The organism is Weissella confusa, from assembly GCF_004766315.1.
In the GTDB taxonomy this organism is placed as follows: domain Bacteria; phylum Bacillota; class Bacilli; order Lactobacillales; family Lactobacillaceae; genus Weissella; species Weissella confusa_A.
This window is the reverse complement of the sequence record NZ_PVSN01000036.1, coordinates 24,349-48,971: the sequence shown is the minus strand read 5'-3', so window position 1 is coordinate 48,971 and position 24,623 is coordinate 24,349. Positions and strand designations below refer to the sequence as shown.

The 24,623-nt window shown below is 44.2% G+C and carries 25 protein-coding genes, 1 tRNA gene and 2 pseudogenes; 3 read left to right on the top strand and 25 right to left on the bottom strand.

Annotated elements, in window-relative coordinates; genetic code table 11:
- Nucleotides 1–197 (top strand): IS3 family transposase (locus C6P11_RS05820; protein WP_167849493.1); only part of this gene is annotated, 197 nt, incomplete at its 5' end.
- A gap of 63 nt (nucleotides 198–260) precedes the next feature.
- Here C6P11_RS05820 and C6P11_RS05815 read toward each other — a convergent pair.
- From C6P11_RS05815 to C6P11_RS05795, 5 genes are all read right to left on the bottom strand, one after another.
- Nucleotides 261–833, bottom strand: a complete 573-nt coding sequence (locus C6P11_RS05815; RefSeq protein ID WP_135519462.1) for a TetR/AcrR family transcriptional regulator — start codon at nucleotides 831–833, stop codon at nucleotides 261–263.
- 139 nt (nucleotides 834–972) lie between these two features.
- A complete protein-coding gene (locus C6P11_RS05810; protein ID WP_135519460.1) occupies nucleotides 973–1,296 on the bottom strand; it encodes a DMT family transporter in 324 nt (107 codons plus the stop codon).
- Nucleotides 1,296–1,622 (bottom strand): DMT family transporter, encoded by a 327-nt coding sequence (locus C6P11_RS05805; protein ID WP_135519458.1) that lies wholly within the window; start codon nucleotides 1,620–1,622, stop codon nucleotides 1,296–1,298. Before C6P11_RS05805 ends, C6P11_RS05810 begins: the two co-directional genes overlap by 1 nt.
- A 72-nt stretch (nucleotides 1,623–1,694) precedes the next feature.
- Complete coding sequence (locus C6P11_RS05800; RefSeq protein ID WP_135519456.1) at nucleotides 1,695–2,375, bottom strand: ABC transporter ATP-binding protein; 681 nt, start codon at nucleotides 2,373–2,375, stop codon at nucleotides 1,695–1,697.
- Nucleotides 2,376–2,379: 4 nt separating this feature from the next.
- Nucleotides 2,380–3,432 carry an ABC transporter permease gene (locus C6P11_RS05795; protein ID WP_135519453.1) on the bottom strand — a complete coding sequence of 351 codons (1,053 nt, stop codon included), beginning with the start codon at nucleotides 3,430–3,432 and terminating at the stop codon, nucleotides 2,380–2,382.
- Nucleotides 3,433–3,762: 330 nt separating this feature from the next.
- Between C6P11_RS05795 and C6P11_RS05790 the strand changes: the two genes are divergently transcribed.
- Nucleotides 3,763–3,942, top strand: a complete 180-nt coding sequence (locus C6P11_RS05790) for a hypothetical protein (RefSeq protein WP_135519451.1) — start codon at nucleotides 3,763–3,765, stop codon at nucleotides 3,940–3,942.
- Nucleotides 3,943–3,958: 16 nt separating this feature from the next.
- On the opposite strand, the gene C6P11_RS05785 is transcribed toward C6P11_RS05790, so the two are convergent.
- The 11 genes and pseudogenes from C6P11_RS05785 to yjeM form a co-directional block, all read right to left on the bottom strand.
- On the bottom strand, nucleotides 3,959–4,402 hold the full coding sequence (locus C6P11_RS05785) for a matrixin family metalloprotease (protein WP_135519449.1): 444 nt from the start codon (nucleotides 4,400–4,402) through the stop codon (nucleotides 3,959–3,961).
- Nucleotides 4,403–4,564: 162 nt separating this feature from the next.
- Complete coding sequence (locus tag C6P11_RS05780; protein WP_135519447.1) at nucleotides 4,565–5,419, bottom strand: matrixin family metalloprotease; 855 nt, start codon at nucleotides 5,417–5,419, stop codon at nucleotides 4,565–4,567.
- Between the two features lie 180 nt (nucleotides 5,420–5,599).
- Complete coding sequence (locus tag C6P11_RS05775) at nucleotides 5,600–6,790, bottom strand: SAM-dependent methyltransferase (protein ID WP_135519445.1); 1,191 nt, start codon at nucleotides 6,788–6,790, stop codon at nucleotides 5,600–5,602.
- A 101-nt stretch (nucleotides 6,791–6,891) separates the two neighbouring features.
- Nucleotides 6,892–8,994: an AAA family ATPase gene (locus tag C6P11_RS05770; protein WP_135519443.1), complete on the bottom strand. Its 2,103-nt coding sequence runs from the start codon at nucleotides 8,992–8,994 to the stop codon at nucleotides 6,892–6,894.
- 258 nt (nucleotides 8,995–9,252) lie between these two features.
- The gene (locus tag C6P11_RS05765; RefSeq protein WP_135519466.1) at nucleotides 9,253–10,137 is read right to left on the bottom strand and encodes a YitT family protein; all 885 of its coding nucleotides are present in this window, start codon (nucleotides 10,135–10,137) and stop codon (nucleotides 9,253–9,255) included.
- A 128-nt stretch (nucleotides 10,138–10,265) separates the two neighbouring features.
- A pseudogene (locus C6P11_RS05760) lies at nucleotides 10,266–11,084 on the bottom strand (glucose 1-dehydrogenase).
- Nucleotides 11,085–11,202: 118 nt separating this feature from the next.
- Nucleotides 11,203–12,144, bottom strand: a complete 942-nt coding sequence (yidC, locus tag C6P11_RS05755; protein WP_135519441.1) for a membrane protein insertase YidC — start codon at nucleotides 12,142–12,144, stop codon at nucleotides 11,203–11,205.
- A gap of 117 nt (nucleotides 12,145–12,261) precedes the next feature.
- Nucleotides 12,262–12,333 (bottom strand) — tRNA-Gly (locus C6P11_RS05750).
- Between the two features lie 66 nt (nucleotides 12,334–12,399).
- A complete protein-coding gene (locus tag C6P11_RS05745) occupies nucleotides 12,400–12,780 on the bottom strand; it encodes a hypothetical protein (RefSeq protein WP_135519439.1) in 381 nt (126 codons plus the stop codon).
- Between the two features lie 19 nt (nucleotides 12,781–12,799).
- Nucleotides 12,800–13,188, bottom strand: a pseudogene (locus tag C6P11_RS05740) (tautomerase family protein).
- Between the two features lie 95 nt (nucleotides 13,189–13,283).
- Nucleotides 13,284–14,768 (bottom strand): glutamate/gamma-aminobutyrate family transporter YjeM, encoded by a 1,485-nt coding sequence (yjeM, locus tag C6P11_RS05735; protein ID WP_135519438.1) that lies wholly within the window; start codon nucleotides 14,766–14,768, stop codon nucleotides 13,284–13,286.
- 405 nt (nucleotides 14,769–15,173) lie between these two features.
- Between yjeM and C6P11_RS05730 the strand changes: the two genes are divergently transcribed.
- Nucleotides 15,174–15,455, top strand: coding sequence for a hypothetical protein (locus C6P11_RS05730; RefSeq protein ID WP_245299797.1), 282 nt, complete (start codon nucleotides 15,174–15,176; stop codon nucleotides 15,453–15,455).
- Nucleotides 15,456–15,511: 56 nt separating this feature from the next.
- Here C6P11_RS05730 and C6P11_RS05725 read toward each other — a convergent pair whose 3' ends face one another.
- The 9 genes from C6P11_RS05725 to mutM all read right to left on the bottom strand — a co-directional run bounded on the left by C6P11_RS05725 (nucleotide 15,512) and on the right by mutM (nucleotide 24,541).
- Complete coding sequence (locus tag C6P11_RS05725; RefSeq protein ID WP_135519436.1) at nucleotides 15,512–16,513, bottom strand: nucleoid-associated protein; 1,002 nt, start codon at nucleotides 16,511–16,513, stop codon at nucleotides 15,512–15,514.
- A 69-nt stretch (nucleotides 16,514–16,582) separates the two neighbouring features.
- Nucleotides 16,583–18,052, bottom strand: coding sequence for a sensor histidine kinase (locus tag C6P11_RS05720; RefSeq protein ID WP_135519434.1), 1,470 nt, complete (start codon nucleotides 18,050–18,052; stop codon nucleotides 16,583–16,585).
- Between the two features lie 15 nt (nucleotides 18,053–18,067).
- Entirely contained in the window at nucleotides 18,068–18,757 is a 690-nt protein-coding gene (locus tag C6P11_RS05715) for a response regulator transcription factor (protein WP_135519432.1), read from the bottom strand.
- 116 nt (nucleotides 18,758–18,873) lie between these two features.
- Nucleotides 18,874–19,647, bottom strand: a complete 774-nt coding sequence (locus tag C6P11_RS05710; RefSeq protein WP_135519430.1) for a YibE/F family protein — start codon at nucleotides 19,645–19,647, stop codon at nucleotides 18,874–18,876.
- A complete protein-coding gene (locus C6P11_RS05705) occupies nucleotides 19,644–20,762 on the bottom strand; it encodes a YibE/F family protein (RefSeq protein ID WP_135519428.1) in 1,119 nt (372 codons plus the stop codon). The genes C6P11_RS05710 and C6P11_RS05705 overlap by 4 nt, the downstream gene beginning before the upstream one ends.
- Nucleotides 20,762–21,742 (bottom strand): primosomal protein DnaI, encoded by a 981-nt coding sequence (gene dnaI, locus C6P11_RS05700; RefSeq protein WP_135519426.1) that lies wholly within the window; start codon nucleotides 21,740–21,742, stop codon nucleotides 20,762–20,764. Before dnaI ends, C6P11_RS05705 begins: the two co-directional genes overlap by 1 nt.
- A 2-nt stretch (nucleotides 21,743–21,744) precedes the next feature.
- A complete protein-coding gene (locus C6P11_RS05695) occupies nucleotides 21,745–23,091 on the bottom strand; it encodes a DnaD domain protein (protein ID WP_135519424.1) in 1,347 nt (448 codons plus the stop codon).
- 18 nt (nucleotides 23,092–23,109) lie between these two features.
- Entirely contained in the window at nucleotides 23,110–23,703 is a 594-nt protein-coding gene (gene coaE / locus C6P11_RS05690) for a dephospho-CoA kinase (RefSeq protein ID WP_135519422.1), read from the bottom strand.
- A 4-nt stretch (nucleotides 23,704–23,707) separates the two neighbouring features.
- Entirely contained in the window at nucleotides 23,708–24,541 is an 834-nt protein-coding gene (gene mutM / locus C6P11_RS05685) for a bifunctional DNA-formamidopyrimidine glycosylase/DNA-(apurinic or apyrimidinic site) lyase (RefSeq protein WP_135519420.1), read from the bottom strand.
- Nucleotides 24,542–24,623: the final 82 nt, after the last annotated feature.

Here is a 24,623-nt window from a genome sequence, read left to right as displayed (position 1 = left end):
CGACCGCTCTAGACAATGCGGTTATGGAAAGTTTCTTTAATAAGTTGAAAGTCGAAATCGGCCCATTGAACAATTATTCATCAGCAAAAGAGTTGATTGATGCAATTAACAATTGGATACTGTATTACAACAACACACGAATTCAAGCAAAATTAAACGGCCACTCACCGGTAGAATACCGACAAATGGCCGCTTAATCAGCTAAAATATTTTACTTTAACTTTTTGGGTACACCGCATAATCTATCTGAGGTGTCTCATTTACTTAAACAACGCACGGGTTGCGAGTTGAATAAGTATATTAAGTTCATCTTCACTAACGCTAAGATTATTGCGTAGGCGTGACTGCATGAGCCATTGCATCGGCTGTAAAGCTTGTGCCACGATGATATCAACATTGGCTGTCGTTAACAGTTGTTGTTGGTACGCTTGCTTAATAACAGTCAACATGGCTGGACTGAGCAATGAACCTTCACCCTGCATCTCATCTGGCAAAAATTCTGGATTAGCAACCATTGTTGCCATGAAAGCAACTTGCTTCGGGTGTTTCTCGAAATTAGCTGCATAATCACGCATCAAAGTTGCAAACTGATCCTGTGGTGTCAGCGTCTGATCTGGCATTGGTAATTGTGTGATTAAATTGTCTTGGACCTTGCCAAATAGTTGGCCCAATAAATCGGCCTTGTTTTCATAATAAATATAGGTCGTCGCAACCGATACACCGGCGCGTTTCGCTAGTTTATTAATGCTTAAATTTGCAATTCCTGATTCTTCCACTAAATCAAACGTTGCGTTTTCTAAAGCTTGAATCTTATTCTCATCTCGTGTTCGCATACATTATTCCCTATTAATTGCTAAAGTCGTTACTCCCCAGTAAATCGATACTCAGCAAAATCTTTTCTATTCTCTAATCGTAACGGTTATGACGTAAATGAGCAACTACAAAAAAAGAGGGTTGCCCCTCTTCCTGTCGCTATCCTTTACCTGTGGTCAGCTTTAGACCAACCGCACCGACGATAATCATCGTGATAAATAAGATGCGCTTCCAATCTTTTGATTCTTTATATAAATACATGCCGACGATTGTACCACCGGCAGACCCGATACCTGTCCAGATTGCGTAACCAGTTCCCATCGGAATCTGGCGTAAAGCGAGACCAAGCAGACCAATACTTAATGCACCACCAATGGCCATACCAGCGGCAGCCCACCAAGCTTTGCGTCGTTGCCATTCATTAATCATGATAACGCCAGAAACTTCCATTAAGCCGGCGAGAACAAGAAATACCCATGCCATTATGTGCGTTCCTCCGTTATCAACTTAAGACCAATCACACCACCTAATAAGATAGCTAAGAACAGTAGTTCCGGTAAGTCTAACTTGTCACCAAATACCAACCATCCCGTCAAAACAGTTGCAGCGGAACCAAGCCCAACGAATACGGCATATACGGTACCAACTGGCAATTTGTCGACGGCTGTCATGAATAAAAGGAATGATAACCCTAAGGCAATGAGGGTTAGTCCCCATTCCCACCATTGATTAGCGTGTTTTAGACCGACGACCCAGCCATCTTCAAACCCAATGGCTAGCACAATTTTTAACCAAGGATTCCTCAACATACGAGGTCCTCCCTTACTTTAATTCTGTTTAACTATTCCAGTATACCCAAAAGGTGTTAGAAAGTGTGCTAATCAGTCCGTATTAGATAGTTTTCCGTCGACAATTTTGTAGACATTATCGGCAAATTCACGTAGTCGATCATCGTGCGTGACGATGACGACTGCTTTTTGCTCATCATGCGCAATATTAGCGAAAAGTTGCCCAACTTCTTTGACACGAGCCGTATCTAATGCGGCAGTTGGCTCGTCGGCTAAAACGATTGCCGGGTTTGTATACAACGCACGAGCAATGGCTACTCGTTGCTGTTGGCCACCGGATAGTTCACCGGGGTATTTGTTTAAGAGTTTTTTGATGCCCAGCGTATCGATGATTTTGTCAAAATCAGCTGCGCTAAGGTTGTTGTCGGGTTTTACTTGCTTAACCAGCTTAAATTGGTCCGCGACTGTTAAATATGGTACGAGATTATATGCCTGTAAGACAAAGCCAATTTGTTCCAACCGTGTTCTTTCGGCTTCTTTGGTACTTAAATCACTAATATCGCGCCCATTCAATCGAACTGAACCTTCTGTCGGCGTCTGTAAGCCACCTAAAATCGTCAGCAAGGTACTTTTACCAGACCCTGAAGGTCCAATAATGAGTGACACCTGGCCGGCTTTAAATGATAAACTGACGTCTTCTAATGCTGTGACTAAATTGGTTTTCTGACCAAATTGTTTGGTGACATGTTCAAGAGATAGTTTTTCTTCACGCATTGTCCTAACCTCCAATCACTGATACGGGATCAATCTTGCTAATCACACGAATTGGAATAATCGCACCTAGTAGGCCGGTTACCATCAATCCGGCTGCAATAAGTCCCATTAATCCCCAATCAAATGCCATTGGGACACTATCCGGAATGCCAAATTCTGTTAATGCTGACAATACAGCACCGACGATGATGCCAGTCGCCATAATAAAGAACGTTTCAAACAATGTATTTTGAGCCAAGAAACGATTTGGAATTCCTTGGGCACGTAGAACGGCCAAGTTAGGCAATTTTTGAACCGTTAGAATATAGAGGAAGATGGTAATCACAATCAAGGAAATGACAATCAGGAAACCGATCATTAGGCCAAACGTCGCTTTTTGTGGCGTATAACCTGGCAGTTTATTGATAAAGGCCTGATATGAATACGTCTTCAGGGTGTTATCGTCGACCGATTGAGACGTTTTTGAGGCAACCACGCTACCTGGGAATTGATCTGAAACACCCTTAATGGCACGCCACTCCGCTAACTCACCATAAATAACAGGTGCAGTGTTATACGTGGCATTTTTGACATAACCCACAATTTTATATTTCGTGTCAGATAGGCCGATTGAAACCTTGTCCCCGATACCAAAATTATCCTTATTAACTGAGTCAGCGACTACCACTTCATTGGCTGCCTTTGGTAAATGCCCCTTAGTTAGTTGCAACTCTTTAGCAATGTACTCATCATTGTTCATCCCCACGAATTGGGCGGATTCCCGCTTGCCGTCAATTTTCATATTCACCGGTGTAATGCCCAGCGTCGCGGTGTTACGGTTGCTTAATTGACTCACCTGTTTCGCCGTGAGCAATGACTGTCCTGCATTACCGTTAGCATCCTTGGTCATCACAAATGACTTAGACTGCCAACTGTCCACGGCAGCGGTGTTGGCTGTTGCTAGTCCAAGTGCCAGGGCACTTAAAATAAAAATCAGATAACTGATCAAGACGACGACCGTCAGAATCAACCCGTACCGTAGTTTTTCTTTTTTAATCTCTCTAATCGCTAAAAACATGCGTCCCTCCTGTACTTGTTGTCGCTTACTATACTTACACTACACAAGTATACAAATGTGGATTGACTAATATATCAGCAAAAGAAAAAGACTTCCCACTTGTACAAATGGAAAGTCTGATATCTAGCTTAATCGATATGTGCGCGTGAATAACGGGCCATTGCTGTAAAGAGACCGGCCACGGCACCAACAACAATCATGGCACCCTCGACAATGTGCTTGGTTGTGTTATGCGCCACCGTTGACATCTTGGCATCAAATGTCTTTGGTTGATCTGGCGTCGTCTCGATTGTTGCAAGTTGTTGCGATTGCGTACTTGCATCGTCACGAGTGGCACGAGCTGTTCGACTTGTCGTTGTTTGTGATGACTCAGCTGCTGATGACGCGACACTTGATTCGGGTTGGCTGACTGATGATGCGCTTGCAGCATTACTTGCAGCTGCCGTTGAACTGGCGGCTTGGCTTGTTTGTGGCGCATCGAATGCCGGATTATCAATTTCACGGCCATGACTAGCTAAATCAGCCTTTAATGCCTCAACATTGACGGCGCCATCAATGTTGAGGCTGGATCATGATCCAACCCCAATGAGTGGCCTAACTCGTGCGTAATCACCGTCTGCAAATCAGATCCCTGCTCAGTGATACGTTGCTGATAAATGTCCGTTTCACCAGTTGGTGCAAAGGTCAACGCCAAATTAGGCGTGTTGTCACCGTCTGGCACAGGGACGTCCTTGATTGTAACTGAAGCGGCACTGGGGTCACTTGTGACACCGACCACGGTAGTCCCAGCTAGATTATTCCAGTACGCCGCTGCGTTGGCTACCTGATTTGGGTAGTCTGGCGAATAAGCCACAACCATGTTGCTACTGTTTAAATTACTGGTTGCCCATGTAACCGCATGAGCTGATGGTGTGTCTGCTAGCAGTGTAGCAGCAACTGCCACACCAAGCAGTCCCTTTGAAAAATTCATGATTCATATCCCTACTGTTTTATAACTTACAATCTAAATTACGCCTTACGTTTTGTAAGTTAAAGCCAATAGTTTTATGTAAGCGTTTTTGTTAACAAACTGAAAAGTCAATGAAAAAAACTCCCCGATTTTGTTATCAGGGAGTCTTATAAGAAAATGTCACTAATTGGTTGCTAAGGCGCTTGAAACTTTGTGAAGAACCACCTTCACTTCTTGCTTCAAACGACCGCCTTGATTACTTGTTTTCGTTGGTTTGGGCAATGATTCGACACTGACGGTAGCTGCGGATGGCTTGACAAAAGTCGCATCACGCGTGACAGTTGCTGATCCTGCGATTTGACTGGCAGCCGTTTCAGCGACTTCTGTGGCCGTTGTCTCAGGTTGCTTTTGTTCAGAAGCGGACGTCGTTTCAGTTGACGAACTCTTTTCACTAACTGATGTCTCAGACGAAGTAGGGCTTGTTTGGCTAGATGACACCGATGCTGTCTTAGTTGCCTCGTAGGCGGGATTATCCAATTGACGGCCATGGCTCGCCAAGTCAGCCTTCAAAGCTTGATAATCATGTGCTTGACCACCTAATTGACCACCAGCCGGAGCCATCAACGTTGATCCGGCATCGTGATCCAAGCCCAACGAGTGGCCTAGTTCGTGGGTAATGACTGTTTGCAAATCAACCCCTTGCGTCGCCACGCGTGATGGATAAATATCAGTAATCCCATTTGGCGCGTACGTTAGCGCCACGTTTGGATCAGCGTAGCCAGCGGGGGTGTCCTTCTTTTCAATCGTGACGGTTGCGTCAGCTTGATTATTCGTTACGGCAATAACTGTTGTTCCCGCAAGGCTGTTCCAATACGCTGCTGCTGCTGCAGTTTGCGCGGGATAATCGGCTGAATACGCGACAACCGTGTCTGACGCGTTTAGATTGCTGTATGCCCATGTGGCTGCGTTAGCAATGGTTGCATTGGCTAAAACTAGCGTTGCCAATACAACACTGGCTAATCCTTTAATAAACTTCATAATTTTTCACTCACCTTGTGTCTCTAATTTGGCGTCTGCGGTCGCCTTTTCGATCTCTCGCTTGACTAGCATAAAGGTTACGAAAGGTAAGCGAAACGAAATGGTTTTAAGAAAGCGTTTTCGTTACACAACTGTAAAAAAAGCGCCTGCCACAAAATTATGGCAAGCGCTGATAATGATTTAATTTTCACGAGCTGTCATGTAGGCGCGACTCATTGGCAAGCCTTGACCGGCTGCCCCCTTTGTCATCAGGAATTGAATCACATCAATGTTACCTGATTCAAATGAAGCTGCACTACCTTGGAGATACAAATCCCAAGCGCGCGCAAAGGCTTCACCACGATTTGCAACCGTTTCATCGTAAACCGCGTGGTAATTCTCAGTCCAAGTTTCCAACGTCTTTTGGTAGTGACGACGTAATGGTTCGATATCGTCCAATTGCATACCAGCTTCCATAATGTGCGTCACATTCTCAGCGATGTTTGGAATGTAACCGCCTGGGAAGATGTACTTTTGAATAAATGGATCGACACCGGCGCCGTAGTGCTGGCCAGTAATGCCGTGAATCAACGCACGACCATTTGGTACGAGATAGTTAGCGACATCCTTAAAGTACTCACCGAGGTTTTCCTTACCGACGTGCTCGAACATCCCAACTGAGGTGATGTAATCAAAAGTCATATCCGCATCACGGTAATCGCGTAACATGACATGGACCTTATCTTGTAGGCCTAGTTCTTGAATACGTTGGTTCGTAAAGGCGTATTGTTCTTCTGACAACGTTACTCCGTATGTTTCAAGGCCGTATTCTTGGGCGGCTGTGATAATCAAAGTTCCCCAGCCAGAACCGATATCCAATAGCTTCTTGCCTGGTTCACTGTGCAACTTGTCTAAGATATGGTGAACCTTGGCCATCTGAGCCTCTTCCAATGTCATATCATCCTTTGGCCAGTATGCCGCAGAATAAGTCATTGATGGGTCCAACCACTCCTTATAGAAGTCGTTACCGATATCATAGTGACTGTGAATGTCTTCTTTAGATTCGTTCTTATCGTGGCCGTGGAGCATCTTCGTCAATGTGCCCTTGAACCCACTTTGATCGGTCAAAAAACTACCAGATTGGCGGTAAGCGGAAGCAATCAATTCTTGGATGCTACCTTCGATTTCAATGCCACGATTCATGTACGCCTCAGCGAGTGTCAATGTTGGCATCTTAGCTAAGGACTTCATGTTTGGTTTCTCGTTTAACTTGATGTGAATCTCTGGCAAACCGGCACCGTAGTTTTCAGACTTGCCATCCCAATACGTCACCATAACGGGTACATCAAAAGCTTTAGATAAAAGCTTGCTAAATACTTGTTTCTCTAACATGTTATCCACCCTATCTCAATATTCTTACATAATAAAGTTTACACCCATTTTAAACGCCGGTAAAAATAGCTGTCTACAGGCCCTTTTAGCGACTTAAATTTTTACAATTCTGAAATAACAATCTTGTTGTCAACGAGGTCAGCTTGCAAGTTCTTAGCGTCCAAGTGATCCAAGTAGAAGTCGGTCACATTGTCACGAATTTGTTGTTCGATGACACGACGCAATGGACGTGCTCCCATGGCCTCATCGTAACCTTCGTCAATCAACCAAGCCTTGGCTTCAGGCGTAACCGTCAAGACAATATCCTTCTTGGCCAATGTATCGTTAACATCATTCAACATCAAGTCGACAATTTGGTTCAAGTCTTCCTTCGTCAAGTGTGAGAACTCTACAATAGCGTTGAAACGGTTCAAGAATTCTGGACGGAAGTATGGTGCCAATTTCTCCATCAATTCCTTATCCTTGGCATCGTCACCCATCAAAGCTTCGTTTCCAAAGCCGGCGTTTGATGTGGCAATCACAACGGTGTTCTTGAAGTTAACCGTGTTTCCTTGTCCATCAGTCAAACGACCGTCGTCCATCACTTGCAACAACAACGTCAAAACTTGTGGGTTAGCCTTTTCAATCTCATCTAGCAAGACGATAGCATATGGTTGACGACGAACACGCTCAGTCAACGTGTTGCTGTTGTCATCGTATCCAACGTATCCAGCAGTTGCACCAATCAACTTAGAAACGGCCGTCAAATCTGAGTACTCTGACATGTCCAAACGGATAACGTGGTCCTTTGAACCAAACATATCCAAAGCTAATTGCTTTGCCAACTCAGTCTTACCTGTTCCAGTAGGTCCAACGAACAAGAAGCTACCAATTGGACGGTTTCCTTCATCGAAGCCGGCACGGTTACGACGGATAGCACGTGATACGGCTTCAACGGCATCGTCTTGACCGATAACCTTACCGCGCAAACGCTCGTTAATACCCTTCAAACGTTCAATGTCTGAAGCACCCATTTGTGCAACCGGCACACCAGTCAAACGCTCAACTGACTCAGCCACGTCGTTAACCGTAGCCGTTACCTTCTTAGCTTCACCAGCGTCGTCGATTTGCTTTTGCAATTCGTCAATCTTAACCTTGTGTTGTGCAGCTGACTCGTAATCTTCCTTATCAGCAGCTAGTTGTTGTGCCTCACGTTCACGCTTGATTTGCTCTTCCAATGACACCACGTCAGTGACGGGGTTCTTAGCAGCCAAGTGAGCAGCCGTCATATCCAACAAGTCGATGGCCTTATCAGGCAAAGAACGTTGTGGAATGTATTGAATTGAGTAATCAACCGCTGCCTTCAAAACATTGTCAGGCAATTCAACGTTGTGGTGTTGGGCATACAAGTCACGCAAACCAAGCAAGATGTTGAAAGCATCCTCTGGTGAAGGTGCGTTAACTGTGACTTCGTTGAAACGACGTGCCAAAGCAGCGTTCTTCAAAATCGTGTTACGGTACTCATCTTGTGTCGTTGCACCGATAACGGTGAACTCCCCACGACTCAAAGCCGGCTTCAAAATATCAGCCAAGCCCTTTGAACCTGAATCACCACCCATCGCACCTGTACCTAGGATTTGGTGAATCTCATCGAAGAAGATAACCACGTTACCGGCTTCCTTGACTTCCTTAATCAAGTTTTGCACGTTCTCTTCGAATGAACCACGGTATTGTGTACCAGCCTCGATGCTTGAAAGATCAATTGAGACAACTTCCTTGTTGCGAATTGAAGCAGGCACATCACCAGCAACAATTGCTTGTGCCAACCCTTCAACAACCGCAGTCTTACCAACTCCAGCGTCTCCAACAAGGACTGGGTTGTTCTTGGTACGACGGCTCAAGATTTCAGCCGTTTCTTGAATTTCCTTGTTACGACCGATAACTGGATCCAACAAACCTTCACGGGCCTCTTGCGTCAAGTTACGGCCAAGCTTTGCTAGAATGCCATCCTTCTTTGGTGCTTGCCCGTTTGGCTCGACTTCTGGTAAGTCTTGGTTAGCACTGTTAGGTAGTTGACCAGTACGACGGTATTCTGCGAATTCTTCAGGCGTTACCTCACGCCCGTTGATCAAATAACGAGAATTCTCTGAGTTGAAACCACCCATGCGTCCCATCATTTGGTTAAAGATATCATCCATGTTGTTAAAATCATTAAAGTTTGCCATTTTATTTACAATCCCCCCAATATTCAATTGTTAAACTCGGCTGTAATGAGGAGGCCCCCACGGCCATCCCTCAACTTTGTAAACTAATTGTACAACTATTACAAAACCATTGCAAGCATTTTCTAGCACTCTCTTTGTTAGAGCGCTAATTATTTTGGGTGTGCGCTGTAAAACCGCGTCATATAGGCATTTTAGCCACAAAAGTAAATTAAAAAAGCTGGTATTAACGTCGTTAAATCGTTAATACCAGCTTTTATTTTAAAACTTAAAGAATGATTTCTTCGGACGAGCAAACGAGAATCCTTCACCTAATGTTTCTTGTGTATCCATGACTGTCACGAATGCACGTGGGTCAATATCATCAATAATCTTTCGCACGACGTTCATTTCTGACGGATCAACCACTGCGTAGACAACGCGTTGTTCATTGTGCGTAAAGCCACCTTCAGCGTGAAGCAACGACGTTCCACGTTCCAAATCTTGCATAATCGCATGCGAAATCTCTTCCGGCTTTGATGTGAAGATTAAGAATGCACGAGCTGCATAAGATCCCTTTTGGGTGAAGTTAACCATTTGTGCGAACACGAAGGCTGCGATAACGGTGTACATCATTTGAACGACGTCAATGTAAACCAATGAAGCTGTCAAAACCACGACATCAAGTGCGAATAACGTGCGTCCCATGGGGATGTTTAGCTTCTGTTCTAAGATTCGCGCAATGACGTCCGTTCCACCAGTTGTCCCACCATAGCGATAAATTAACCCCGAACCTAATCCACCAAACAATCCTGCTAGCAAAGCCGAAATCAGCAAATCATGCTGCAAGTCTAAATCGAATGGTATTAGTTGCCATAGCCACAACCAAAATGACAGACTGAAAATCCCATATAATGTGTAAATCAATGCGCGCTTTCCGAGCATCCGCAATCCAATTAAGAGCAATGGAATGTTCAAAAATAGCGTTGATAACGCAGGATTAATATTTAGCAACGCTTTAAAGATCAACGTAATACCTGTTACACCACCTTCGGCCAGGTGATTGGGAATATTCACGTTAACCAGCCCCCACGCATACATAGCCGTTCCAACTGTAAAAATTGCGAAGTCACGTAGTCGCACTTTTTCAATTAGACGCTCTGGCATAATGTTTTCTGCCATACGAATTGCCCCCAGTCCTAAAAGCTTAATATGTAAATCATATCACAAATTACAGTATGCCAGTCATTAAAAAAAGACATGTCCAAATTGAACATGTCTGATAGTACCAATATTTAACCGCGACCGCCTTGGAACTCGTTGTAAAGCGTGATTCCACCGTCGATATACAATGTCGTACCTGTAATGTATGAGGCTTCGTTAGAAATCAGCCACACAGCTGCGTTAGCGACATCAACTGGGTCACCGACCTTCTTCATTGGGATCATGCCCTCTGTGTCGGCACGAACCGCTGGATCAGCAAAACGTTGTGCGTTAATTGGCGTTTCCAAAGCCCCTGGTGAAATGGCGTTGATACGAATGCCACGTTCAGCATACTCAAGCGCCGTTGTCTTCGTAAACATCAAGACACCAGCCTTTGCCGTTGCGTATGAAGCATATATAGGCCAAGGAATAATGTCGTGGATTGATGAGGTGTTTAGAATGTTTCCCTTTTTGTTGTGCTTCAAGAAGTGCTGCACCGCAATCTTGGTTCCCAAAAAGACACCATCCAAGTCAACGTGAAGGACACGTTGCCAATCTTCATAAGATGTTTCGTGTGTCTCTGATTGAATTTCAAAGCCAGCGTTGTTAACCCAAACATCGATATCGCCAAAAGCTTCAATCGCTTTGTCGTAAATCGCCTGCACACCAGCTTCTGTTCCAACGTCAGCACGAATCCCCACTGCGCGTCCGCCTGATTATTCAATCAGATAAATCAAACCATCAATCACCTTTTCGTCAGCGTTGATATAGTTAATCACCACGTTCATCGCTTCAGATCCCATGTGACGTGCAATCGCTTCACCAATACCAGAAGAACTACCAGTTACAACCGCTGTTTTCCCACGCAAATCAGGATAACGGGTTGAGTCTTTTGTATGATTAATTGTCATGCGTTCCACCCTCCGTACATATATTGTACATTAATGCACATGATAAAACATGAAAATTCTATTTTCGAGACATGAAAAAACCAGTGACCCAAAAATGGTCACTGGTTTTTAAACCTAATTAACGCTTTTGCTTACCCGCGTTACGACCACCCTTTGATTTAGGGCGTGTGTTTTCGCTGGCGTCATCTGTAATATCCTTACGTGCTTGTGCATCTTGTTGTGCTTGCGCAGCCTTCATCGCTTGTGCAAATGGACCAGTTGGTTCTGATTGCAACTTACCAGACAAGGCATCGTCAACAACATCCTTAACTTCGAATGTGTCCGCAACGTGTTGACGCAAACGTGGACGCCATACGATGATGATCAACGTTTGAATGATCATAACCAAGGCACCAACGAAGAAGTACAATGCGATACCACCGTTGGTTACCCAAGTCATGAACAACATCATAATTGGCATAATCATCATCATTGATTGCATTTGCTTCTTTTGCTCAGCCGGTACACCTACCATTGACAAGTAAGCTTGCAAACCATAAACAACCGCTGTTGCAATGGCCAATACAGGTGATTGGTGTGCCAACTTGATACCGAAGAAGCTGGCGTTGACCAAATCTGGTGAGTTCTTAATAGCTGCGTACAACCCCATGAACACAGGCCATTGTATGATCAAAACCGTAAAGTTCATGCCACCTAGCAATGATACACCGTTCTCACGGTAGACAGCCATCATCGCTTGAGAAGCAAGCATCTTTTCTTCTTGCGTTTGGGCGTTCTTTTGCGCTTCTTGAATCTTTGTCATTTGTGGTTGCAACAAACGCATCTTTTCTTGTTGAATCGTTGCAGCACGTTGTTGGTGCACCATAAATGGCAACAAAACCAAACGCACAACGAACGTCAAGATGATGATTGACCAACCAACTGCATTGGCACCACCAATCCAGTTTTCAGACATGTGCATGAAATTAGTCAATGGGCCTTCAAGGAAGTAACCGTGCCCCGTCACAAACAAAATGACCAACAGAATCAACAAAATTGGCGTTAAGCCTTTAATCTTCATGGAAATAACATCCTTATCTATCTCTTTTTTTAACGTTTCTATTATAGCACACGGTTTTTCTTTGCGAACTTACTTTACAAAAAAACAACCATCAAAAACTTGATGGTTGTTTTAGTAAGCGGACGACGGGAATCGAACCCGCATTCCCAGCTTGGAAGGCTGGAGCACTAGCCATTGTACTACATCCGCATATTTAACTACGTTGCCTAAACAGCATAGTTAATAATACAGGTAAAACGTTGTAACGTCAACCCCTTATTTCATCATTAAACTGACAAAACGATACTTTTCTGCGCGGTTATCGCTTAAAAATGTATTCAAATCCTTGAAATCAACGAATATCTGCGTAATGTAGTTGTCTTTACGACTTGCCGGCATGACGCCGTACCATTGGAGATCAGTCATCTTGTCATAACGAGTATTGTCCATAAAAATACCGGTCACTGGGACAACGGAAAATGAAAAATCAGGGTATTGCGTTGCTGTTCGATGAGCAATGCCTTCCGCGTCAGATTCGGTTGTCGCAGCCGTTAATAACGTATCGACATCTTCGCCGACCATGCGAACGGCATACCAACTATGCTCGTCACTCGTTAACTCATCAATAGGTTGATAGTCTTCTTCATCTGGCAACATCAGGTTTACTCCTTTCTGATTACAACTTACCAGTCAAGAACTGTGCTTCACCGTAACCAAAGCTCCAATCCTCATCGGTATTAACAACTAGGTTAATCATCACATCTTCTTTACGAAGACCAGTCTTATCGTGCAACTCCGAAACCAGGTTGTTATAGAAGTTAACCTTTTGTTCCGTTGTGCGCGGACGAGTCACCAAACTGAAAACAAGTACCTTATCCGTGCGTTCGATTCCTAGACCAGTGTCCAAAATTTGCATCTCGTAAGGTTCGTGTTGCGTCACGATTTGGTAACGATCACCATCTGGTGCGCCAAATGCGGCGAGCATCACTTCATATGAAATGTCCAAATTTGCTTGATTTCTTCAGGCGTACGCCCCTTAATCATATCGATATTCATCTTTGGCATATTACTTGCCTCCTTAGTTGTAATATAGGTTACTCCCGCGTTTGAATTTGAGCAAGAAAAAACGTGCCTTTGCAGACACGTTTTTTAAATCATTATTATAACTTACCGTGCTTCTTCTCACCCAACGTGAACAATACCCACGCTAGCACACCGAAGAAGATTGGACCGACAACCGTCCAAATACCGCTGAACCAATCTCCCGTTTGGAATGGAGAGATAATCGTCAACAAGATTGAAACAATCGTCAAAGCTTCAACAAGGATTGTGATAATCCAAGTAATTGTTGGGTTCTTGTAGAAGACGAATGGACGCTCAACGTCGTTCAAACGCTTAAACAATGGGAACGCAGCAACCAAGAAGACGTAAGGCAACGTTGATGATACGTTACCCATGTTCGTCAAAACAAGGTATAGTTGCTCAGCACTCTTACCACCAAATGAAATCAAGATAACCAAAATGGAGACCAAGATGCCTTGTGACCAAACGGCAACAGCAGGCACGTCATGTTCATTCAAAGCAATGAACTTCTTTGGCCAAACTTCCTTTGGTGATCCCAAAATGAATGACTTCAATGGTGCATATGTCAAAACAAAGAATGATCCAACATAAGCAAAGAACATTGAAATACCAGCGAAGCGGGCGAAAATTGAACCCAAAATCAAACCAGCGCTGTGAGTCATGCCAAAGGCATCACCCAATTGCACCCCAAGGTTGTTCATCAACACATACGTGATGTTTCCAAGGTTAGCTGACTTATCAGCTGACAATGATGTCCAGTTTGTTGACGCCCCCCAAAGCAAAATTGAGATAGCGTAACCCAAACCAATAATGGTTGTGGCAATCAAAGCGGCCTTTGGATACGTCTTTTCAGCGTTATCAACGTCTTCCATGATACCGCCCATTTGTTCCAAACCAGCGTAAGCAAAGATAGCATACAACGCGAATGAAATCATTTGACCAATCGTTTGATAATCAGGGCTGCCTGAGATAAAGAATGATCGCAACTTCAATGGCTCAGCGAAGTGACCACCATGGCCAATCAACACCGCGATTGAAGCCAACAATAAAATGACGTTCAACGCCATAACGAACATACCACCCAAAGCAGAAATTCGTGAGATTGACTTAACACCACGGGTTACAAAGTATGCAACAACCAAGATGAACAAAACGGCCAAAACACCAACCGTTTGACCACCGTTCAAACCGAACAATGACCATGTTGTTGTCATATCTTTACCGAAAATCAAAGTTGAGAGCGGAATCCACACCTTTTGTGAAACGGAAATCATCCAAATCACCCATGATGCCAATCCGATGAAAGTTGCAATAAAAGCAACCTTCTTACCCAATGAACGCTCCATCCATGAGTAAATACCACCCTTAGCGTCCTTGAATGATGCACCGAATTCGGCATACATCATTGAAGTTGGTAGGAAGAACAACAAGGCACCCAAAACATACCAAATAATTGCTGCATAACCCATACGCTCAAAGGCCACAGGCCCATTGGCGAAACCAAAAATGGTGGTAAACATCATCATGATTAACGCGCCAAGGCCGATTTTCTTCTTATCCATAAGAATAACCCCTTGAAAAATTCATATTTAATTTACGAAAATATCATAAATATACATGCAATTAGTTTACGCTTGTTTAAGGCGCGTGGCAATTCAATGACCTAAATCAAACTGTTTTCTAACCTGATTAAAACCTAATTCTCACATTATCACCAATGAAACATTAAGATGACATCAAAAGCCTTATAAAGACTTGACTGTTTTTTTATATGTGTGAAAATAGAAGCATTAGTAAAAGATTGAATTGAGGGAATTTCATGGCTGTCACGGTTTATTCATTTTCTCACCGCACCTCAGCGTTGAATGCGTTGAAGTCAGTCGAGAGCTTTTTCGAACGTAACAACTTAGACTACGAGCTAGTACAGTTGAAGGACTCATCATCCCTCCCCTGTTTCAGTGCCAACGATGCGTGCAATTTGCGCAGCTGAGGATCCTGAAGCAACCATTTTCAAGAATCCACGCGGTATGTCAATTGACGATTGGACAATCAATGATGTCATTGCAAGTCCAATCAAGTCTTTGAAGTCACCTCTAACAGTTGAGACCAACGAAGCTGGCGAGGTTGTCCATGTTATGACTGGTATTAATGAAGATATGTTGGGATTGTTTATTCCACGCGATCGTCGTAAGAACGAATTGCAAGCTCTTTTGCAACGTTCTGCTGAGTTGGACGAAGAAGAAAATTAATTCAAAGAAAAAGACGAGTTCGTATAAAGCGAACTCGTCTTTTTTCGTATCCATGATTAAGAATTAAACTTATTGACGATTGACTCAATGTCTTTAATCACAAGTGACATCGTGCCATCTGGATTATTCACAAATTCAACCTTACTACGGTCTTGGTAAATATCCATCGGAATCGCGATCTCGATACCAGAGTCCAACTTAAAACGTTGGAGCCGGTATTTCTTCTCCACACGCTCAACGTTAGGCACGTCGATTTCAGTATCAAGCTCCTTGTCCGCAATCACTTCGTTATACGCCTGTTTGGCTGAAATATTACCTTTGAAAACAGCTTCTGCAATGTCAGCAGTATTGATTTGACCACCATCTGAGACTGACTCAAAAATGGCACTTTGCGTTGCTGCCATCGCTTCGTGTTCAGGCACGTCAAATTTCTCAGCAACGGTCTTAACCGCGCGCTTAATTGTCTTGATATTATCCTTGGTAGACTCTTCTGGCTTAATCTCCAAGAAACGCTCTGAGAAGTAATTGATGCGGTGTCCATCAATTAAATATTGCTTCTCGACTAGCATATAAGCGCCAGTCATCAAATTAACAATGATCCCCTCATCTGCCTTTTGATTTGCACCTGGCAACACAGCTTGATTCAAAACCAAGTTGTTCACCAATTGATCATCGCGATAATCCACAATGTGCGCATAGCGTGGCGCAAAGTTTAGCTTGATCAAGCCAAAGAAGTCATCTGTTCCCTCTGCAAACTCAAAGCTTAACAAATCCCCAGCTGGCACCGCATCACTAGCAGCGATTGTGTCAAACAATTTCTCGGTTAGTTGGGTTGTCTTCTCAGCAAACGATAACCCATTATTGTCGTCGATGGTCTGGGCCAAGTAATCTTCACCCGTTAACGTGCCGGGCTTAAAGTCGCCGGTTTGAAACTTCATAATAATCTTCTCTAGATAATCATGGAGTCCTGGTTGGGTCAAATCAATTTCAGCTTGAGATGCAATTAGATTGCCTGCATCTTTATCCAAAATGTGCAAAATAACGTGTTTTAAAATCATAATCTTTATCTCTCGTTTTATATATTAAAAAAGCTGTGGCCAACTGAATTGGCCACAGCTTTTAGTGTACTATTTTTCTGGCTTAATAGGCAATGTAATTCGGAAGATTGATCCTTGTCCAATGGCGGATTCTAGTTCAATCTTACCGCCATAACCCTCGACTAGCTTTTGGGCAATACTCAAACCGAGACCATTACCACCTTGCTTACGAGAACGTGCCTTATCAACGCGATAGAAGCGGTCGAAGACACGCGCAGCATCTTCTGGAGAAATACCTTCACCAAAGTCTTGCACGGCCAATTGTACGAAGTTACCAGAACGTGACGCAGCAAAATGAATCTCCTTGCGGTCTTGGCTGTACTTCACGGCGTTGTCCGACAAGATAATTAAAATTTGCTCCAAGTGATCACGATTCATATTAACAATCGTTGGTCCCTTCAAGTCATCATCCAAGCCAAATGTGAAGTCTGGGTGAATCATCTTGAAGTTCGTGTAAATGGCATTAATCATGTCCTTTACGTCCGTATCACCATCACGGAATGTCAATTCGACTTGATCAGCACGCGTCAAATCAAGCATTTCAGAAACTAGCCCTTCCATACGACGCATTTCTTGTAATGATGCCTCAATTGACTCAGCCAATATCTTAGGATCATCCTTACCCCAACGATTCAATAACTCCATGTGGCCCTTAACAATAGCCACTGGCGTACGCAATTCGTGCGAAACATCTTCAACGAATTGGTGTTGTTGCAAAATGAAACGTTGCATACGATCCAGCATGTCGTTCAACAAATCTGACAAGTCCGTTAATTCATCAGGACGACGGTCTTCATGTTGGACACGAGCTTGTGATTGTGGGTCGGCTTGCATTTCGTCAACAACCTTTTTGATGTTGTTGACTGGACGAAGTAGGTAATCTGATAGCCAGTAGCCCCACAATGCCAACAAGAACAAGCCCAGACCAATCAAAATCATGATGATCAGGTACACACGGTTAAAAGTTTTATGATAAGACGTCAGATGATTTTCAATCACGACATAACCAATCAGGTGGTTATTCGAGTTGCGCAATTCCTGACGACCGACCAACACAGAACTCCCATTAACACGTTCCGTTTTCACACTCAGATCGGAAACACGTTGGAATGACACACCAGCACCACCAATCGGATAAACCTGGCGACCATTTGTGTTATAAACCATCACAGTGTAATCCTGACGCGTGATTTGTTGCATAACCGGGTCGTTAACAACCTTGTTCAGGTCATTTGACTTTGGTCGCAACATGGCATCAACATCAGCTGGTGATAACTTCTTTTCATCTAGATTTTGCAGACGCGTTGTGACGACCTGTAGTGACGTCGCCACTTGTTGACGCTCGGTTTTCAGCATTTGTGATGAAAAAGCCTGCACAACAAACCAAGCAAAGATTATAAATATTAAAAAAACACCGGCTGCAGAACCAAGTGCCCACTTCCATTTAAGTGAGAGTCCCTGGCGCTGCGGTGTTTCAGTGATAATGGATGCATTGTCCATTAGTCGCCCCCAAAATTACTGACGCATAACGTATCCAGTACCGCGAACGGTTTGGATGTATGATGCGCGTGAGTCTGGTTGATCAATCTTATTACGCAAGTAACGAATATAAACATCGACAACATTGGTTTCGATTTGTGAGTCGTAACCCCAAACCTTCTTCAATAGTTCCTCACGAGATTGGACAACGTTAATGTTTTCCATCAAGATTAACAACAATTCGTACTCACGCTTCGTCAAATTAATGATTTCATTACCACGGTGGGCAATGCGGTTTTCCTTTTCAACCGTCAAGTCACGGTAACGGACAACACTTTGGTGCGTGCTGTGCTCTTCGGTTTCGATATTAATACGACGCAACAAAGCACGGACACGGGCCAACAATTCTTCAATGGCAAATGGCTTTACCACGTAATCATCAGCCCCGTAATCTAGCCCTGAAACACGATCAATAACTGAATCACGAGCCGTCATCATGATGATTGGCGTGTTCTTAACTTCACGCAAACGACGTGCCACTTCCAACCCACTTAGTTCTGGCAACATCAAGTCCAACAAAATCAAATCGTAATCGTTGTCCAATGCAGCTTGTAATCCACCACGACCGTTGTCTTCTACGTGCGTTTCATAACCTTCGTGTTGCAACTCTAGTTCAACAAAACGCGCCAAATTTACTTCATCTTCAATAACAAGGACACTACTCATGTGCGATACCTCATCTTACTTTCTACAGGATACGGTCACTCCCCTGAAGTCATGACATATTAAAATTAGCATAACATGGTTTTCTAATAATTCCTAGTCTTTTGCCATTATGACGGCTATTTGGACTCTGAAGGTGTATTAGATTTCCGGTTATGTTGATAAACAAAAATTGCTAATGTGATTGGCAGCACCAAAATGACACCTAAAATGGCATACAACAAGGATAGCATTGATGACGTGAATAATTTCGCATTCATGATTTCGCCAATCGTGTAATGTAACTTACCAAACCAAATCGCCAAGCTCAAAAAGTCGGCCATAAAGCCAAACAAGACGGTATTAACAGCCGTTCCGATAATTTGTTGACCTAGCTTTTGACCGGCACCAATTAACTGGCTGGTCTTCATATCCGGTTGATCATGACGCAATTCACCTACGCCAGCGGCAATCGCAATCGCTGCTTCGGCAATCGCGCCAAGTGTGGCAAGCAAAGCAGCCACAATCCCTAGTGTGACGAAATTAACATTAATGCCTAATGATAATCCTTCGAGTTCTTCTGAGTTTTCTTCAGCAAATCCTTGCGCCATTGCCAGGTGCTCTGCCGGCAGAATTAGCAGAATTAAAGCGATCATGACAATAAAACTTGCAATCAAGGCGATTGACGTTGTTTCTTCATCAGCACCAGCGCTCAGGATGGTAATTGTTAACAAAAAGGCACCACCCACAAGCAAAACAGCCATGGCGTTGAATTGGAAGTTAATCAGCACAATCATGACGATCATAATACCGAAATTAACCCACAAACTGGCAAAAGCACCAATGCCCTTACCACCACCAATCGCGACCATTAAGACAAGCAAAATAACGGCTAAAATCATGGTTACTGTCATCTTGGCACCTCCGTCTTAATGCGGGTGAACTTACGAACCAGCAACACCCACATGATGCCGGCCGGAACCGTCAGCACAATCCCAATCGCACTAATCAATGTTTGAACGAGTCCTAGTGACATATTCATCATGTACGTAAATCCCCAATCATTACCGTTACGCAAGTACAAAACGGCCATTGGAATTTGCTCCGCAATGAAAATCAAAAACAATGTATTACTCAAAGCACCGAAAATTTCTTGGCCAACGTGACGACCAGACTGAATAATTTCACGAATCGTAATATTAGGACGCTCACGTTCCAAACTAAACAACGTCGCAATCATATCAGTTGCTTCATCCATAACGGCACCCAAAACGCCAACCAAGGTCATTGCCATGAACAATGGCTGTGGAAGCTGCGTAATAAACGACATGAGTTCAAAGTGTAACCCGTGATTGTTAGTCATCTTAAAGACAATCGACGCAATTATCATCGCCAATGCCGTCGCTGTCAGAACAGTGGCGAACACGACCCAAGTTTGTCGTTGGCGGAATCCCATCACTAAGCCAAGCGTAATTGCCGAGGCTAACACACTAAATAGCATGAATAAACCAAGAATATTACCGTTGGTCGTGTGTAAATCTAATGAAACTGTGCCAATAAAGAGTACAACATTCACAGCCAGAGAAATGACAGTCAGACGGCCAGCGTGACCCATCGAAATAATCAAAATACCAAGGACCGCAATCATAATCGGCACCCAAACAGTATCGCGTTTCATGGTTTGCACAGTCCAAGTTTGATGATCCGCGCGATTCAAGAAAATTTGATTACCAACCTTAAATGGTTGTTCAATCGCCATTGCGGCGTCTGATGTGTTCTTCACCGTGATGGTTTTACCGGCTTGGCTGGTGTTCAACAATTTGACACGTAAAGACTGCGTGGCCTCTTTCACATCATTATTATACTGATCAGTCAATCGGTTAGTTTGTAGCACCTTAACCTGCGTCACCTGGCCCAGTGGCGTACGATACCAACTGGCATTGTGGCGCAAAACAACCACGCTTGCTACGACCAGTAAAATCAATACAAGCCAAGACCACCAACGTTTCTTTTCTGTGTACTGCTTCATTAATCAAATACCCGACGATTGTCGCCAGCCATTTGAATTTCTTTGGCCAAGAAATGAATACGTTGCATTAGACGTTCCGCCTTAACTGGCTCAGCGCCACTCTTGGTAACCGTGAAATGCTCCTTTTCTAGCTGGTCCATTGAGAAGTTTGACGTGAAGAACGTTGGTAACTCATTTTGCATACGATATTCGAGGATAACACCCAAAATATCATCACGAATCCAAGCCGTAATTGACTCAGCCCCGATATCATCAAGCACCAAAATGGGCACACGCTTAATGGCATTAATCTTATCTTGTGGGTTTTCCTTTGAATCGATTGACCCACGCATTTCGACAGCAAAGCTTGGGAAGTGTACCAACGTTACCGGAATGCCTTCTTGCGCCAGCTCATTAGCCATTGCGCCCATCAAATGGGTCTTACCAATACCGTATGAACCGTGAATATACAAGCCACGGTGATAAGCCTTCGGGTCAGCAATATACTCGCTGACAAAATTAATAACCGCTGTTAAAGCGGCTAAACGATCGCGGTCATCCTCAGAAAAGTCGTCTAAACGTGCGCGTTCGATTAACTTTGGCATCCCAATTGATTGCACCAGGTTAGCTTGCATCTGCAAACGTTGCGCAGCCAAAGTGGCTTCGTCTGGTTGATAAACAATCACAATGCGATTTTCGGCCACTTCCAGCATTGGCTTATAACCACGGTGAACGACTGGCTTGCCAGCCGCGGCATTTTTAACTTGTGTGTAGAATTCATACAAGACTGCAAAATCGCGGTTTACAATATCACGGGTTAACACATCTTTATTTTGATCGAAGAATGCCTTGATGCCGGGTTCAGCAAAAACCTCTTTTTGAATTGCTGCATAACGCGCATGTAAGTTCTTCTTATTCATGAATTGATCGAGCGCTTGCCCAACATCCATGGGATTATCCGAATCAGTTTGACGATTCAGACGAAATGTTTCGTCAGCCATAGTTAATTCTCCTTGTTAGTCTGTTGTCGACGAGCGCGGAGTTGCGCCAGTTGATCCTTCGCAGCCTGGGCTGCCTCTTCAGAAACAGTTGAAGCTGTTTGATTTTCCCAGTCGGGACGCGTTTCCTTAACCTGTGTTGGGCGTTGCCACTGACGACCATTCGATCGGCCAGCAACTTTCTTTTCCTGCTTCGTTTGACGCGACTTGGCACGACGTTGCAAGTATTCGAGCGCACCGACGGCGGTTGTGACCTTTGCTTGCGCCCAATCGTTAACAATCGTTTGCAACAAAGCCTTGTTGAGGGTCGCCTTTTTTTCAACAACCGTTAATTCATAAAGCATGACATTCAACACTTCTGGGGCTACTTTATCTAGCTGTGCAATGTCTTCTAACGCCTTAATTTCTGCATCCGTTACAAACCCACCACTCACTTCACGCAAGTTTTTCAAGAATACAAGTGGTGCCGTATTCTTGGCCGATTGAATAATGGCCTCGGCTGGGCTCTTAACGTCTGTATTCTGCGTCGCTTCAACTGGCTTGTTGGCAACCACTTCAGTGTGATGACGTTGTTCAGATTGATAACTCTTCTTAAGCGTCGATCGAATAGCATCCATGTCAATGCCATTGTCAGGTGTAATAGTCGCTTGAATGACGCGGACCAAATCAACATCGCCCAGGCCATACAAGTTTTTAACGATGGTCAAGTCCGCTTCATGCTTGCGAATGGCTGACGCAGAGACGCCAAATGTGCGTAGCATGTCAGCCAGCAAAGCAACGTCAACTGGTTTAGCCGACTGGTGAAGTTCCTTTTGCCAGTCACTCTTCGCGTCATCATTGCTCAATGGTGCTTCTGGTAACTTTTCAAATGACACATTACCCATCATGTCAAAGAAGGTCGTCGAGACGTTCACACCTGGAATCGTTGCGTCCTTTGGCTTAATATCGTCTACCAATTGTTGGAAAAGTTCATCGCCCAAATAATGCGCAAGCAAACTAGACAACATCGTATCCGCCAAAAAGGCCTTCATGGTCATTGGTGGGAAAAGACGATACACCCATTGCGATCCGAAACTCGTGTCTTGGCGATAGGTCTTAATCAGGCCCATGCCTTCTAGGTTTTGACGAGCTGACAGAAAATCGTGTTGGCTGATTGCTAATTGATCGAGTAAGTCGACGTGTAGATTCTGAGCGTCAGGTGTTTCACCCATCATCGCCCATGCTAAATACAGCGTAAATGCATCACGCCCAATAATGGGCAAGTAAACCTTAGTTAGTGACTGAACAGCCCCAAGGTTAATTGGTTCGTCATACATCAGCCGATAATGCTGACGAATTGAAAACTCAGCCATGTCGGCCTCCTTGTTAATTTAGTGTGGTAATTGCGCCAACACGGCATCAACTTGTTCGTAGGTTTCAGCGATCGTCCCGGAATTGTCGATGACATAGTCGGCTAATTGTTCTTTCTCAGCCATTGGCATTTGAGAATTCATGCGCTTGCGGGCGTCTTCAGCCGATAATTGGTTGCGATCCATCAGACGTTCTTGTTGTACATCAGCCGGAACCGTAACAACCATAACTGCATCAGCTCCGGCTGCGTTCTTGCCTTCTAATAACAACGGAATGTCCAAAACAATTAACGGTACGCCCGCCTTTGCATACGCATCAGCCTGTGCCCGCATACTTGCTTGGACACGGGGGTGTGTAAATTGGTTTAGTTTTGCTAATTTCTCTGGGTTACCAAAGACAACAGCTCCCAACGCTTTGCGGTTAAGCGATCCGTCAGGTAACAGCATCTCATCCCCAAATTCCGCCACAACATCCGCTAAGGCCGGTTGCCCTGGTTCAACAACTTCGCGAGCCACGACGTCAGCATCAAGCACCGGAATCCCCAGTTCTTTAAAGTGATTAGATACGGTTGACTTACCGGTAGCAATACCCCCAGTTAATCCCAATTTAAACATGTTTTTACTCCTTTTCTACTTGGCAAACAGGGCAATAAGTTGTCCCACGTTGTGCAACTTTCATCTTCTCAAGTGGGTGTCCACAACGAAGACACGGTTCGCCAACACGTCCGTACACTTGCAACTCATTTTGGAATTCACCTGCTTCACCAAAGGCCGTCGTAAAACTGTGCACGGTTGTACCGTGGTGCTCAGTGGCGCGCGCAATTTCATGAATGATATTCTCACGCAAGCGGGCTAGTTCGTCTTCGGTTAGCTTGTTCGCGGCTGTTAACGGGTGAATCTGTGATTGCCACAGCGTTTCATCGACGTAAATATTACCTAACCCCGCAATATGGCTTTGATCAAGCAAAAACGGCTTGACGTGCATACGTGACTTGCCAAATTCACTAATCATATAAGCCAACGACAAATCCTGCTCAGTTGGCTCTGGACCAATTTTAGCCAGTCCAGCAACTTGTAGCGCTTCAGCATCTGGTACAAGGTTCATACGACCGAACTTACGCGTATCTCGGTAAAATAAATCAATTCCCTCATCAAGATGGAATGTCACTAGGTCGTGCTTACCAGGCTCGGTACCCGCTGGCACGGTATAGTAGGCACCTTCCATACGCAAATGCGACACCATGGTTAAGCCGCCAGAAAAACGGAACAGCAGATATTTACCTCGACGATCCACTTTATCGATTGTACGGCCAACTAATTCGGCATCGAATTCTTCTGGTGCCATACCGCCGATTGTTTTTTCCCAGCGTACCTCTGTACCCAGTACTTTACGTCCTACTACTAGTCGTGTAAGGCCACGACGAACCGTTTCAACTTCAGGAAGCTCTGGCATGATTCCCGCCTTTCCGACCGTATATTTTACAGACGGTCATGTGTCATTTATCTTATTTAGTTTACCATTTTTAACAGGCGAC